We start from the raw sequence: 14,048 nt of genomic DNA, 5'->3' as shown, positions 1-14,048 counted from the left end.
TGAGTCGAGTTGTTTAGAGAGCATGAACAATACTCTTTCGAATGCATAATGGAGAGACAGATATGAAGACAAGGTTAGCGGTTGTGGTCAGTGCGTTGACGATGCTTCCATTCACCGCAACATCTATGGTGGTAACAAGCCCTCAGGTGACGGAAGGCGCGTCGTTAAACACCCAGCAGGTATTTAATCAATGGGGGTGTGAAGGAGGCAATGTTTCTCCCGAGTTAGTGTGGCGAGATGCGCCGAAAGGAACGAAAAGTTTTGCCGTGACCATGTATGACCCAGACGCGCCAACAGGCAGTGGCTGGTGGCATTGGGTGATGATCAATATTCCTGCCAATCAAACGCAATTAGCCAGTGATGCTGGCAATCAAAGCGGTGAGAATCTGCCAAAAGGGGCTCAGATGCAGCGCAATGATTTCGGTTTTGTGGGCTTTGGTGGTGCATGCCCTCCACCAAACTCAGCGCCACACAATTATAAAATCACCGTGTATGCATTGGATGTTGAGACGCTGGATGTGCCCACTGACGGCTCGCCTGCATTGGCTGGGTACTACATTCTTCAGCACAGAGTCGGGGAGGCACAATTGCTTGCACCAACCAATACGAGAAAATAACAGACATTCTGGTGTTACTGCGCCACCTTGTTCTTCATGAAATCGATGAATAAGCGTGTTTTGGTGTGGTTGTACTCGAGCTTTGGGTAATACGCGTAGGCAGCACTTTTAGGCTGACGGAGATCAGGTAGCACCGGCACTAATAAGCCCTGATCCAACTCTTTGCGTATGGTGACATCGCCGACCAAAATGATACCTAGCCCGGCCACCGCAGCGTTTACCAAGGCTTCAGGGTTTGGTGATACAAAGTTACCCGTTAATCGCAGTTTTCTGCCGTGTTCAAACTCATGCTCCTGAGGGTGGCTCGTTGATCCATACAGTAAGCAATTATGCTGAAGAAGCTGTTCAGGTTCTAGAATCGGTGAATGCTGCGCAAGGTAGCCGGGTGAGGCAAAAAAGCGCGGCTGGAAATCGAACAACTTGGTGGCGATAAAACTGGCAGAGTTGAAGTCAGCCAGTTCGCGCGTAATGACCACATCGAGATTTGGATCCGGCAATTGCCCTGGCGCGAGGGTGTGCATCTCAACTTGAATGTTCGGGTGGGCCGTTAGGAACTCGCCAATATTGTTGATCAGTAGGCGACTGCCCGTGGCGAGAGGGGCGGCAATACGCAATACGCCACTGACTTCACCGTAGGTTGAGGTGGTTTCAGACACCAGTTGGGTCCAGTCGTCAATCAGGAGTTTCCCGCGCTGGTAAAACAGGCGGCCAGCATCTGTCATGGTGAGGGTTCGTGTGGTGCGTTTGAGCAACTGAACCCCGAGTTGATTTTCAAGCCATGCGAGACGTTTAGAAAGCGCAGAGCTTGAGGTGTTGAGTTTTGTTGCTGCTTGCGCGAGCGACCCCATTTCAACCACGGTGACATAGCTTTTGGCGCAGGTAATCCAATCCATTTAATGATTCATTCCAATAGTATTGAGATTGCGTTCACTTTCATTTCGGGAAGAACGATAATATACCCAAACTGTTGATTAGGTCTGAGATTCATACAGGATCGCGCTGCGTCAGCCAGATACACATGTGGAACAACGCGTGCCCGTAAACGCGTACCAATATTCTAAAACACTTGCCGAAATGCAACCTTGGCCTCGCTAAACTGCTTTAAAAGGATTTAGAGAGTGGTCAATACCAACTAGTGGACTTTACATGAGAAAAGTTGCCGGGATGAAGCTCACCAACCGATTGGTGGCTTTTGTTACGCTTATCGTCGTCTGTGCGATGTTTGTGCTTTTTATTGGCGGTGCCGTCAGCTTCCGTAAATTGGGAACGGATTTCCTGTCCCATTACCTGAAACAAGTGGTCGTTCAAATCGATGAGGCGGTCAGCAATCCTGTCGAAGCTGAAAACATTGGCATGTGGCTACCTAAGCTACTGAAGGCTAGTGATGTGGTAGAGCTTGAAATAAGCAGCCGCACAGGGCTTTTGTATCGTTATGACCAAATTCAAATTGCAGTTCGCCCGGTTGAGCTAGTGGAAAACCGCTATGAGCTGCCGAATAACCCCGGTTTTTTTGTCACGGTAAAAGCCGTGCCACCTTACGCGGATTTTGCGTACTCCATCGGCCCCATGTTTTCCCTTTCGCTTGCTGTTCTGGTGATTGTTCTGTCGTTAGCCTGGGGTATTCGTTGGCTGAAAATGCAATTGCACGGTGCTGAGTTGTTGGAAGACAGGGGGCGAATGATCCTCGCGGGGCGCGCGGAAGAAGTGCAGAAAGGGGACGAACGTGAATGGCCTGTTACTGCCAGCATCGCCTTGGATCAAATGATTGCAGAACTTCGTGATGCGAGACAAGAACGTAGCCGCTTCGACACCTTCATTCGAACTAACACCTTCCTCGATAAGCTCACCGGTGCTGCGAATCGCGTGATGTTCGATAACCGCCTTCAAACCCTGCTGCAAGACAAAGGGGCGCATGGTGCGGTTATGATCATCCGCATAGGTGAGTGGGATTCCTTGGTGCAAGATCTTGGGAAATCTGGCGCAGACGAGTGGGTCAAAGAGGTGGGTAATGTGCTATCGAATGCAGTGCAGCGTTTTCCTGATGCCATCTTGGCGCGTTACTACGACACCGAATTTGCCATCTTGCTGGTTCATCAATCGGGCAAAGAGGCACGTTTGTTTGCCAATCAGCTTATGAAGGCGTTAGAGCGTTTAAGTCCACCAGAAGTGCTTGAGGAAGAGAACTGGGCGCACATGGGGATGACCTTCTTTATCACGGGCGAGCGTCGCGGTCGTTTGATGGAAGAGGCGGACATGGCAAAACGCAGCGCCGTTCTGCAAGCGTCTAATGGTTGGTATGCCTTTAAGAAAGACGTGGTGGCCGAAGATGCACGCGGCAGTGTGCGTTGGCGTACGCTGCTGACACGGGTATTTGAAAACGGCGGTCCAGATTTATACCGCCAAGCCGTGAAAGACACCCAGCAAAATGACCTTCATACCGAGCTTCTTGCGCGAATAAAAGACGAAAATGGTTTAGTGGTCAAAGCATCTCGCTTCATGAATGGCATTGATTTGATCGGTTTTAACAGCCGACTTGATCGCGCCGTGGTGACCAAAGCCTTACAACAACTTCGCCAAGGTGATGGCAGAGAAACCCTCGCGATTAACGTGTGCGCCGAATCATTGCGTCAGCGACCTTTCCAAAAATGGCTGCGAGATACACTGCTGCAAACACCGCGTAGCGTGCTTAATCGATTGATGTTTGAAGTGTCGGAAGGCCCTCTCGTCAACCACTTCGACGCGGTTCGCCCAACGCTCAGAATGATCCGCGCTTTAGGGTGTCCTTTGGTGGTCGATCAGGCAGGCCGTTCGGTGGTCAGTACGCACTACGTGAAAGATATCCAACCTAAATATATCAAGCTGCACAGAAGCCTTGTTCGTGACATAAACCTGCGCCCTGAAAATCAACTTTATGTACGCAGTATGTTGGGGGCTTGTGAGCCAACGCCGACACAAGTGTTAGCGGTTGGGGTGGAATCTGAACATGAGTGGAAAACCTTGATGCAACTCGGCGTACAAGGCGGCCAAGGTCGATGGTTAGGTGCGGAGCTTTCCGGTAGCCCTGCAACCCGTAAAAGGCAGCGCTGGCGTAAACAATAATGTACGCATCCTAGCGGATAAATTTTATACGTGAGTGTCATGATTTTGTCGTCATAACTACTTATTTATTGGCGGGTTTTTTGATAGAATATGCTGTACTTCAAACATATTTTTAACAAACTCCGGCCAGTTGTAGACGTAGATGGCACTCTCTTCTTTGATCGCAAAAATTCCCACTCGAAGGCAGCGCCAAGTTGTTAGCGTAATTGTATCTGTAAATCAGGTGGTTATAAGCTACACGTTGCATGAAAATAAGCGCGTGGCGAGCCTGCCTGTTACCGGAACGGATGCTGCGCGTGTTGTTGCCCAGTTGTTGCAACAGCAAGGCGTCAATCATTCGGACGTGCATCTCGTGCTTGGTCACGGTTTGTACCAATCATTGCTGATTGATAATCCGGGTTTGTCTGAGGAAGATAAACGTTCCGCATTGCCTTTCCAGATCAAAGATTATATTTCTGACTCCCCGACTGAGATTGTTGCTGATGGCTACGCTCTATCCGTTGCAAATCGCTACCAAGTCTTTGTTTGTAACAAGTCTTTGCTTTCTCAGCTTGACGATGTCTTAAAGAAAAATCAGTGCCGATTAACGCAGGTTTCTGTTGAAGACGTGTTACTTCGTCAGTGGACGGCGCTTGATAAAGCAGAAATGGTACTGAGCCAAGACGGCCAAGGTGCAATCCAATTAAGCGTCTTTAGTTTGGGTAAATTGTGCTTCCAACGACAGGTTCGCGGCGTGATGTTTGATGGCGTTTCGCTGTCGCCATCGGTTGTTGATGATCTGGCGTTGGAAATTCAACGTTCATTGGATTATCTGCGTTCGCAATTGAAAGAAACACAGGTCAGTGGGTTGGTTGTTAGCGTTCAAGCGACGGACAATACAGAACTTGCTTTCCAGCTTTCTTCTCGCCTGACGGTGAAGGTTCGACCTCAAACCTTGTTTAACGCCGATGAGCACCTGCACAACATTGCGCTTGCTGCCCTCGAAAACAACAGCTCGCCAGACATCAATCTTTTCAGCGATGATCTACGCCAATCGACGCCTTTACTCTCATTTGAACGCATGTTGCTTTGCTGGGGTATGTCTGCATTCATGCTGGTGTTAGTGGCCGCTTACCAACAGTGGCAACTGTCGAGTGCGAACCAAGCATTAAAAGTATCAACGTCTGAACTTCAGGTCGCGCAATCATTGTCGGATGAGCTGAATAGTCAGCTCAAGCTGCATTTACCTTCGGTCAGTATGGTCAATGATACCAACCGCGCCCAAGAATCGGTTCGTGCGAAAAAAGCCGCGCTCGACGCTGTGCGTCAACACGATAAAGCGCTGCAAAAGGGCCATGCTGATACCTTCCGTGCGCTCGCGACATTATCACGCCGAGATGTGTCCGTATCAGACATCTTTGTCAGCCAAGGCGCATTGAATATTCAAGGGATGGCAGCTTCACCTGATGCCGTGCCTGCTTGGATTAAATCTTTTGAAACTCAGCCACCGCTGTCGCAGCGTGTGTTTGAGCACATGGCATTGGCCCGTGATGAAAACAACCGACTGACGTTCAGTTTGCAATCTAAGCGTGAGAACGCGGAGGGCAAGCAATGAATGCATTTTTGGAAAAGCTAAAGCAAGGGTTTGAAGGCTTAACGGCGCGTGAACAGTGGCTGATCGCCAGTGCGGGTTGGCTGCTTATCATGGGGCTGGGTGTGTTCATTTTCCTTGAACCCATCGCCAAGACATTGAGTGCAACCAAAACCGAATTTTCTCAGCAACAACAAACCACGAAGGATTTGTTGGCGCTAAACATGATGAAGCAAGAAAAGCTCAACACGTCTGCGAATGCGGAGCTTGAGATAACGCTGGCATCGCTGAATCATGAAATCGCATTGTTAGATGCTGAAATGGCCCGCAAAACAGAAGGCTTGGTCAGCGCACCACAAATGGCGAGCTTGATGGAAAGCGTTCTAAAGCAGTCCGATAAATTGACGTTGTTATCAATGACAACCTTGCCTGCGGCGCAATTGACCGAAAAAGATCAAGCGGGCTTCTATTTGCACCCCGTTGAGATTGCATTGCAAGGGCGCTATTTCGACATCGTTGATTATCTTGCGGCACTTGAAGCGCTGCCCGTGAAATATTACTGGCGAAGCGTTGATTATCGCGTCAAAGCGTACCCGTTCGCCGAGGTCACGCTTCAGGTTTATACCCTAGGTGAGAGCCCGGTCTTTATCGGAGGTGTGCATGAAAGTAACGGCTAAATGCGTCATGGGTCTGAGTGTTATAACACTGGCCTTACCGTCTTTTGCGGCAACCGATCCAACCGCACCTCTAGGTTTTGAAGCACCAAGTCAACCTACAACGCGCACCAAGGTTCGGCTTCCTCGTTTGGATGCGATCTTGTGTGGCAGCGAAAACGACTGTTCGGCAGTGCTGAATGGTCGTGCGCTCGCGAAAGGCCAATCGATCAATGGCTATGTCATTCGCGCCATCAACGAAGAGGCCGTCACGCTAGTCCGTGGCGATCGCCGTTGGTCCTTAACCGTATTCAATGAGCAGGTGGTACAGTGAAAAATATGACGAGGTTAGGCAAGGTCTTACTGACTTGTTTAGCGGCAACCTTTTTGACTGCGTGCCAAAGTGTTGGGCACCAAAAGCCCACTGAAGTGCAAGCCGCGCTGAATGAAGCGTATGCGCAAAGCACGACTCAGCCTTTGTCTGCGCTGCCTGATGCAGTGACGGACGATTTGATGGGGGATTTCGCTGACCCTGCTGGCGGTGCGATGGTGACGGAAAAGCGCCTACGCATTAATGCCAATAACATCGACGCTAAAGCCTTTTTCGGCAGCGTGGTGCAAGGCACGGATTTCAACCTTGTGATGCACCCTGACGTCAGTGGAAAAATCACAGTCTCGTTGAAAGATGTCACGGTAAAAGAAGCCTTGGACGTGGTCTCTGATATCTACGGCTACAGCATTGAAACACAAGGTCGCCTGATCCAAATTTTCCCAGCTGCACTGCGCACTGAAACCTTTTCTGTCGACTATTTGCAATTGCAGCGCGCAGGCGTGTCTTTAACCTCTATCAGCACCGGTGCTATTTCCACAGACGGCGGCAGTTCAAGTGGTGATAGCGGCGAAGGCAGCGAACGTGCGTCAAAATCGACGGGCGGTACTGTGATTGAAACCCGCTCAGAAAGCAGCTTCTGGCTACAATTGGAGCGCGCGGTGAGTGCCATGATTGGCTCGGGGGAAGGGCGCTCTATTGTTGTTTCTCCGCAAGCGAGTTTGATCACTGTGAAGGCCTTTCCGAACGAGCTTCGCGAAGTGAAACGCTTTCTTGAAGTCTCTGAGAAACGCCTGAAACGCCAAGTGATTTTAGAAGCCAAAATCCTTGAAGTGACCTTGAGTGATGGTTATCAACAAGGCGTGAACTGGTCAAACATCAGCAAAAGCATCGGCAGCGGTGGTGTGGATGTGAGCCGTCCTGCCTCTGACTTGGCGGGCGATCTGATTTCCAACGTGATTGGCGGACAAACCAATATCACCATCACAGATGGGCATTTCGATGCAGTGCTGAGTTTCCTTGATACCCAAGGCGATGTGAACGTGCTGTCGAGCCCTCGTGTGACGGCGGCGAACAACCAAAAAGCGGTGATCAAAGTCGGTGGTGACGAGTACTTCGTGACGGATATTTCCTCCAGCGACAGCTCTGGCGATAACTCTGAATCTGGGCCAAACATCGAGCTCACCCCTTTCTTCTCTGGCATTTCTTTAGATGTTACGCCGCAAATTGATGACGACAATGGCGTGCTGCTGCATGTTCACCCTGCCGTTATTGATGTGGTGACTGAAGAGAAAACCATTCAGCTAGGCAGTGCGTCTCAGCCATATGTGTTGCCGCTGGCGAAAACCTCGATCCGCGAGTCTGATTCGATTATCCATGCCCGCTCTGGCGACGTGGTGGTGATCGGCGGGTTGATGAAATCAAGCTTCGACGAGAAAGTGTCGAAAGTGCCACTATTGGGTGACATTCCTGGTTTCGGCCATCTTTTCCGTAACGTGAATCGCATGAAGCAGAAAACCGAATTGGTCATTTTGCTTCAACCTTCCGTGGTGGGCGAACAAACGTGGCAAGAAGAGATTCAGCGCTCACGCGAACTGCTCAACGAATGGTTCCCTGAGAACGACGCGAAGTAGGCGAAATTAGCACAATGTATCTTAACCACTTTGGCCTCAATGCCGCGCCTTTTAGCTTAACGCCGGATACCCGAAGCTTTTTCGGGACGCAGTCGCACGTCGACGCCATCAATACCAGCGTCATGGCGGTGAGAATGGGCGAAGGCTTGGTGAAGATCACGGGTGAAGTCGGCACGGGTAAAACCATGGTGTGCCGCCTTCTTCTGTCGACGCTTGCCGAAGAATGCACCTTGGTGTTTTTGCCAAACCCAGCCAATACCGTGTCTGTGTTGTATCGTATGATTGCGGATGAACTCACCCTGCCGGAAGCCTTGTCGGAAGACAAAGTTTTAGGGGCGATCCAGCAAGCCGCCATTGCTGCTGCGCATGCCGAAAAGCCTGTGGTGATCTTGTGTGACGAAGCACAAGCCTTGCCCGATGAGGTACTTGAAGCCATTCGTCTGCTCGGAAACCTTGAAACTGAACAGCGCAAACTGATTCAAATTGTGCTGTTTGGGCAGCCTGAGTTGGATGAGCGTTTGTCGCAGCACAACATGCGTCAACTGCTGCAACGCATCAGCTTTAGTGCCACGTTATCGCCGCTAACGTATGCCGAAGCGTCTGCATACATCGACCACCGAATGAGTGAAAAAGGCGCGCTGTCGCGACACTTTAGCGGGTGGGCGAAACGCCGTATTTGGGTGGCGAGCCAAGGCATCCCCCGATTGATTCACCAGCTATGCCATAAATCCTTGTTGTTGAGTTATGGCAAAGGACACCGCCAGGTTTCTGATCGCGCCGTCCGTTTAGCCATTAAAGATACACCGCTGGCGAAGCAGCACTCTGCGCTGCGTGCTTTGTGGGGGTAGGAACACATGAGTGAATTGAACCGAATGCTGAGCGACCTGAGTGCGCCAGCTCAAAAAGAAAATACCGTTTCTGTGGCGGCGATTCCGTCCGCGTGGGGGTTCCGCGCTGTACGCGTCGTCTTGGCCATCGTCGCGACTTTGGTCGGAGCATCCGGCATTGCATGGGCAATTGCTGCCAATGGTGATAATGCTGATGGCGACACCGCCGCGCGTGAAGAAACATCCGTTATCGCCCAGCCTCAAGCGATTGCGCCTGTGTTGGTTAAAGAACCTGACGCGACAATCCACGAACCAGCCAGTAAAGCGCCAACGATAACGCCGAGTGTGACGAAAAAAGTGGCAACACAAGACATTGCGTTTGTTGCGATGAATGCCTCGCCAAAAGCGTCAGTGCCTTCGTCAAAACCGCCAGCCGTTACCGTTGATGCTGCAACGGTCTCTGCACCCAATACGACATTGGTTAAACCTGTTGAGCCGACAGAACAACTTGCGGTCATCGACACGAAAGAAGACGTGAAAACGCCCGTCGCTATGCCCTCCGTGGCATCGACGCGAGTCCCGCGCGTTGTCGCAACCGCTCCCATTGAGCCGTCAGTGAACTCAGCGACATCTTCAGATGCTGCGGATAATGCCGTAGAGAACACATCAGCGTCCTCATTGACGGTTGAAACCGTTGAGCTTAGCGGTGAAGACTTGGCGGCTATTGCCTACAAAAAAGCACAAAAACGCGCGCAAGTGGGTGATACCCAACAAGCGATTGTCTACCTGCGTGATGCCGTGAAATACCAGCCAACACATGTTGGCGCCACCAATCAACTGGCAGGTTTGCTTTATGGCCGTGGCAAGCTGCGTGATGCGGAAAGCGTGCTACGAAAAGGCATCAGCGCGAACCCTCAAGCGGCGTCGCTCAAGCTAACGTTGGCGCGTATGTACCAGCAAAATAGCCGTGAAGAATCAGCATTGAATGTGCTGATGACCCCTGTAAACACTTTGGATGGTGAGCAAGGTCGCTACATGTCTATGCGCGCAGCGTTGGCGCAGAAACTGGGGCGTCATGGCTTAGCCAAAGACAGCTACCAATGGTTGACGCACAATGAGCCACACGATGGTCGTTGGTGGTTAGGCTACGCGGTGTCTTCCGAACGTGAAGGCGAGCTTTTAACGGCAAAAGACGCGTATCAATCAGCGATTCAGGCGGGTGGTTTAAGCGATAAATCCGTGCAATTCGCACGTCAGCGTTTGGTGTACATCAATAACCAAGCGCAGAAAGAAGGAGACTCAGATGGCCGTTAAGCTGCGAAAACGTCTGGGAGATTTGCTGGTTGAAGAGCAAATCATCTCTGATCATGATTTAAGTGCCGCCCTGCAACGCCAATCTCAAACGGGCCGCAAGCTCGGTGATACCTTGATGGACATGGGGATCTTGTCGGAGCATCAATTGCTCGACTTCCTTGCACGTCAATTGCATGTGCCATTGATCGATCTAAGTTTGGCGCAAGTGGATCCGAGCGCGGTGGCCTTGTTGCCAGAAGTGCATGCAAGACGCTTGCGCGCGCTGGTGATTGGTCGTGTGGATGACACCGTGCGGGTTGCCATGTCCGATCCTGCGGATCTGGCGGCGCAAGAAAGCGTGTTGAACTTGCTGCACCAATACCGCGTTGAACTGCTGATCGTGGCAGAACAACCGCTGGTGGATGCCTTTGATCGCTATTATCGCCGTACCAGTGATATCGCCTCGTTTGCAGAGCGTTTGCAAGCCGAGCATGGCGTAAAGCTGGAACAGCATTTCGGTGCAGAAGACGATCAATCTGAAGAAGTGACGGTCGTTAAGCTCATCAACTCCTTGTTTGAAGATGCCGTGCAGGTCAATGCCTCGGACATTCACATCGAGCCTGATGCTGACGCTTTGCGTATTCGCCAGCGTATTGATGGCGTGCTTCATGAAACCTTATTGAAAGAACGTGCTATCGCGTCAGCCCTTGTTCTGCGCTTGAAGCTAATGAGTGGCATGGACATTTCTGAAAAACGTCTGCCACAAGACGGGCGTTTTAATATCAATGTGCGCGGTAATGCCATTGATGTGCGTGTTTCAACCTTGCCTGTTCAGCACGGCGAATCTGTGGTGATGCGTCTGCTTAACCAATCCGCGGGCGTATTAAGCCTGACTCAAGTGGGCATGGATCCGGTAATGTTGCAGCGTTTCCGTAATCAGTTGCGTCGCCCTCACGGCATGATCTTGGTGACGGGGCCAACGGGCTCGGGCAAAACCACCACCTTATATGGCGCATTGAACGAACTCAATGTGCCGGGTAAGAAGATCCTGACGGCGGAAGATCCGGTGGAATATCGTCTGCCGCGCATCAACCAAGTGCAAATCGCCAACAAGATTGGCCTGACGTTTTCCTCTGCGCTGCGTACTTTTTTGCGCCAAGACCCAGACATCATTCTGGTGGGGGAAATGCGTGATCTTGAAACCGTCGAAATCGGTCTGCGCGCCTCACTGACGGGCCACTTGGTGTTATCCACACTGCACACCAACAATGCCATCGACAGTGCATTGCGTTTGCTGGACATGGAAGCGCCAGGGTATCTGGTTGCCAGTGCGGTGCGTGCAGTGTTAGCGCAGCGCTTGATTCGCCGAATCTGCCCTGATTGCAAAGTGCCACATGCCTTGGATGAAAGCGAATCGCTATGGCTGACGACCACCATGCCCGAGTCTGCGGGCTTGGGTTTTTACAAAGGCCGTGGCTGTCAGCATTGCAATTTCACTGGCTACAAAGGCCGAATTGGTGTTTTTGAGCTACTCGAAATCACCCCTGATTTGATGGATGCATTGCGCGCCAATGACACACGCACGTTTGCGTTACTGGCCGAGCAGCAACCGGGCTATAAGCCATTGGTGAACTGTGCACTGGATTACGCCAAACAAGGCAGCACCACGCTGGAAGAAACGATGAAGCTCTCTGAAGGCGCAGCCATGTCACTAGTGAGTGCCTAATGGCCCGTTTTCGTTATACCGCTCGTGCGGCCAATGGTAAGCGCGTCTCCGCAGTTGTAGAGGCGGGAACAGAGCGTGAAGCGATTGCCTCCATCGTGGATGGCGGCATGGTGCTGTTATCGCTAACGCCAACAACGGCGCGCGCGCAAAAAGCGTCATCAGGTCAATCATCGGTATCTTTGTTCCAACGCCCTGTGAAGCTGGAATCCTTGGTGATCCTTTGTCGTCAGATGTATAGCCTGACCAAAGCGGGCGTGCCTTTGATGCGCGCCATCAAAGGCTTGGCGCAAAGCACGTCCGATAAACCGCTTCAGGCGGCCTTAGTGTCAATTTGTAATGAGCTGTCGAATGGCCGCGCATTGTCTGCATCTATGCGAGACCACCCTCATGTGTTCAGTGATTTGTTTGTGTCGCTGATCCAAGTGGGCGAGAACACGGGGCGATTAGACGACGCCATGCTCCAGTTGGCGGAGTATTTCGAGCAAGAAATGGAAACCCGTCGCCGCATCAAATCGGCGCTGCGTTACCCCAGTTTTGTCCTCATGGTCATCATTTCGGCCATGGTGTTTTTGAACGTGAAAGTTATTCCACAGTTCGCGGGCATGTTCGCGAAGTTCGGTTCTGACTTACCGCTGCCCACCAAAATATTGATGGCGACGTCTAGCTTCTTTGTCGATTTCTGGTGGTTGTTGCTGATCTCAAGTGTGTGTTCTTTTGCAGGCTGGAGCCTTTGGAAGAACACGGAGAAAGGCCGCGTGTCGTGGGACAAATTTAAACTGCGCATTCCGCTTGTCGGCCCGTTGGTCAACAAAGCTTTGATGTCGCGCTTCTCGCGCACGTTCGCCTTGATGCTTCGTGCAGGCGTGCCGCTCAATACGGCGTTGCAGATGTCCGGCGAAGCGCTGGATAACCACTTTCTGGCTGGCGAAGTTGATCGCATGAAAAGCGCGATTGAATCGGGCGTGAACCTCAGTTCCGTCACGGGCGACAGCAAACTCTTTACGCCGCTGGTTCATCAGATGATTCAGGTGGGGGAAGAAACGGGCCAAATCGACAACTTGTTGTTGGAAGCGAGCGAGTTTTACGACCGCGAAGTGGATTACGACTTAAAAACTTTGTCTGCACGCATGGAGCCCATTTTGCTCTTGGTGGTGGCGGGCATGGTGCTGATCCTCGCGCTGGGTATTTTCCTGCCGATGTGGAACATGCTCGACCTTATTCGCGGCGGATAAATGCGCAGTGCTAAATGGAACCGCACGCCCGTTGAATGGGGGATCCTGACGGTACTCATTGGTGGTTTTGTGGTCGCAGCCATCCCCGTGTTTGAAGGCATTGTTCGTTATGCCGACAAGGTGGAGTTTCGTTATTTGGCCAATGCCTTTCAAGGTGCGGCACAGAATGTGTATTTCCACAGTCGTCTGAGCCATGCATCCAGTGAGCAGGGCAAAAACATCGTGGTGCTGGATGGCGAACATTTTCGCCTGACGGATGAAATAACAGGTAATGGGCAGTATCCCTTTGCCTTACAACACGGGGCTAACACCCTGTCAGCGTTGACCGCACAAGACTGCGGTGCGCTGTTTGAAGTATTTACTGGCCAATCGTATTGGCTGGAACAAGACACTCGGCCGAGGGCTTTTTCTCGCACTTTGCCTAGGGTTCGTGCAGTAGCGGTCACGGAGAACGGGACGACACCTTCTCCCCCTTATTGCCGATTTGAACGACCGGTACACGCCGGTTTTATGAGAGATGGTTCACCAGAAGAGTCGGTTAACCATGTATTTGCCTACTATCCCGCTTCGGGCAGGGTAGAGGTATTGAAGAAATCAGGAGAGACACAATGAAACGTCAAGGTGGTTTTACGCTGATCGAAATGATCGTGGTAATCGTGATTCTGGGTATTTTGGCTGTAACGGCTGCGCCTAAGTTTATTAGTTTTCAAGATGAAGCCGAAGATGCAGCACTTCGTGGGCTGAAGGGAGCAATTGATGGTGCTTACAGCATCGTTTATGCAAAAGCTGCTTTAGAAGGGAAGTTGTCGGGTAGCGGTTTGGTTGAAAGCGTAGCTACTCTAAACGGCTATCCAGATGGAACTGAAGATGGAATTGGGGCGTCAGTAGTTGGTATTGATAGCGCTGATTGGGAAGCTAAATGGGGCACAGCAAGCACAGTGGCGCAATTTACTCACGCTGGTGGCGTTTTTGCTGCTACTGAGAAATGTGTCGTCTACGCTCCAGCAACAGCCGCAGGATCAGCTCCTGTAGTAACGATCGCTAATTGTACTCCTTCGGCGTAGCCCTC

13 protein-coding genes are annotated in these 14,048 nt (G+C 51.3%); 12 read left to right on the top strand and 1 reads right to left on the bottom strand.

The features are described 5' to 3' along the window. Positions 1 to 62: 62 nt before the first annotated feature. Entirely contained in the window at positions 63 to 617 is a 555-nt protein-coding gene (locus EQP46_RS15490; protein WP_129494508.1) for a YbhB/YbcL family Raf kinase inhibitor-like protein, read from the top strand. 14 nt (positions 618 to 631) lie between these two features. On the opposite strand, the gene EQP46_RS15485 is transcribed toward EQP46_RS15490, so the two are convergent. Next, positions 632 to 1,510 (bottom strand): LysR family transcriptional regulator, encoded by an 879-nt coding sequence (locus tag EQP46_RS15485; RefSeq protein WP_129494507.1) that lies wholly within the window; start codon positions 1,508 to 1,510, stop codon positions 632 to 634. A gap of 253 nt (positions 1,511 to 1,763) precedes the next feature. Here EQP46_RS15485 and csrD point away from each other — a divergent pair, with 253 nt between their 5' ends. The 11 genes from csrD (at position 1,764) to EQP46_RS24545 (ending at position 14,043) form a co-directional block, all read left to right on the top strand. Then, positions 1,764 to 3,716 carry an RNase E specificity factor CsrD gene (csrD, locus tag EQP46_RS15480; RefSeq protein ID WP_129494506.1) on the top strand — a complete coding sequence of 651 codons (1,953 nt, stop codon included), beginning with the start codon at positions 1,764 to 1,766 and terminating at the stop codon, positions 3,714 to 3,716. Positions 3,717 to 3,939: 223 nt separating this feature from the next. Continuing rightward, the gene (locus EQP46_RS15475; protein ID WP_240671749.1) at positions 3,940 to 5,310 is read left to right on the top strand and encodes an MSHA biogenesis protein MshI; all 1,371 of its coding nucleotides are present in this window, start codon (positions 3,940 to 3,942) and stop codon (positions 5,308 to 5,310) included. Next, on the top strand, positions 5,307 to 5,963 hold the full coding sequence (locus EQP46_RS15470) for a type II secretion system protein GspM (RefSeq protein ID WP_129494504.1): 657 nt from the start codon (positions 5,307 to 5,309) through the stop codon (positions 5,961 to 5,963). The genes EQP46_RS15475 and EQP46_RS15470 overlap by 4 nt, the downstream gene beginning before the upstream one ends. After that, positions 5,947 to 6,273 (top strand): MSHA biogenesis protein MshK, encoded by a 327-nt coding sequence (locus EQP46_RS15465; RefSeq protein WP_129494503.1) that lies wholly within the window; start codon positions 5,947 to 5,949, stop codon positions 6,271 to 6,273. The genes EQP46_RS15470 and EQP46_RS15465 overlap by 17 nt, the downstream gene beginning before the upstream one ends. A 5-nt stretch (positions 6,274 to 6,278) precedes the next feature. Beyond that, positions 6,279 to 7,901 carry a pilus (MSHA type) biogenesis protein MshL gene (gene mshL, locus EQP46_RS15460; RefSeq protein WP_129494539.1) on the top strand — a complete coding sequence of 541 codons (1,623 nt, stop codon included), beginning with the start codon at positions 6,279 to 6,281 and terminating at the stop codon, positions 7,899 to 7,901. A 14-nt stretch (positions 7,902 to 7,915) separates the two neighbouring features. Beyond that, complete coding sequence (locus EQP46_RS15455; RefSeq protein ID WP_129494502.1) at positions 7,916 to 8,749, top strand: ExeA family protein; 834 nt, start codon at positions 7,916 to 7,918, stop codon at positions 8,747 to 8,749. A 6-nt stretch (positions 8,750 to 8,755) separates the two neighbouring features. Continuing rightward, the gene (locus tag EQP46_RS15450; protein WP_129494501.1) at positions 8,756 to 10,042 is read left to right on the top strand and encodes a tetratricopeptide repeat protein; all 1,287 of its coding nucleotides are present in this window, start codon (positions 8,756 to 8,758) and stop codon (positions 10,040 to 10,042) included. Beyond that, a complete protein-coding gene (locus EQP46_RS15445) occupies positions 10,032 to 11,747 on the top strand; it encodes a GspE/PulE family protein (protein ID WP_129494500.1) in 1,716 nt (571 codons plus the stop codon). Before EQP46_RS15450 ends, EQP46_RS15445 begins: the two co-directional genes overlap by 11 nt. Next, positions 11,747 to 12,979 carry a type II secretion system F family protein gene (locus tag EQP46_RS15440; RefSeq protein WP_129494499.1) on the top strand — a complete coding sequence of 411 codons (1,233 nt, stop codon included), beginning with the start codon at positions 11,747 to 11,749 and terminating at the stop codon, positions 12,977 to 12,979. Before EQP46_RS15445 ends, EQP46_RS15440 begins: the two co-directional genes overlap by 1 nt. Then, positions 12,980 to 13,591 (top strand): hypothetical protein, encoded by a 612-nt coding sequence (locus EQP46_RS15435; protein ID WP_129494498.1) that lies wholly within the window; start codon positions 12,980 to 12,982, stop codon positions 13,589 to 13,591. Then, positions 13,588 to 14,043: a type II secretion system protein gene (locus tag EQP46_RS24545; protein ID WP_129494497.1), complete on the top strand. Its 456-nt coding sequence runs from the start codon at positions 13,588 to 13,590 to the stop codon at positions 14,041 to 14,043. Before EQP46_RS15435 ends, EQP46_RS24545 begins: the two co-directional genes overlap by 4 nt. Positions 14,044 to 14,048 lie beyond the last annotated feature (5 nt).

Origin of the sequence: Enterovibrio baiacu (assembly GCF_004120195.1) — a bacterium.
Classification (GTDB): domain Bacteria; phylum Pseudomonadota; class Gammaproteobacteria; order Enterobacterales; family Vibrionaceae; genus Enterovibrio; species Enterovibrio baiacui.
This window is presented reverse-complemented; position numbering and strand designations above follow the sequence as displayed.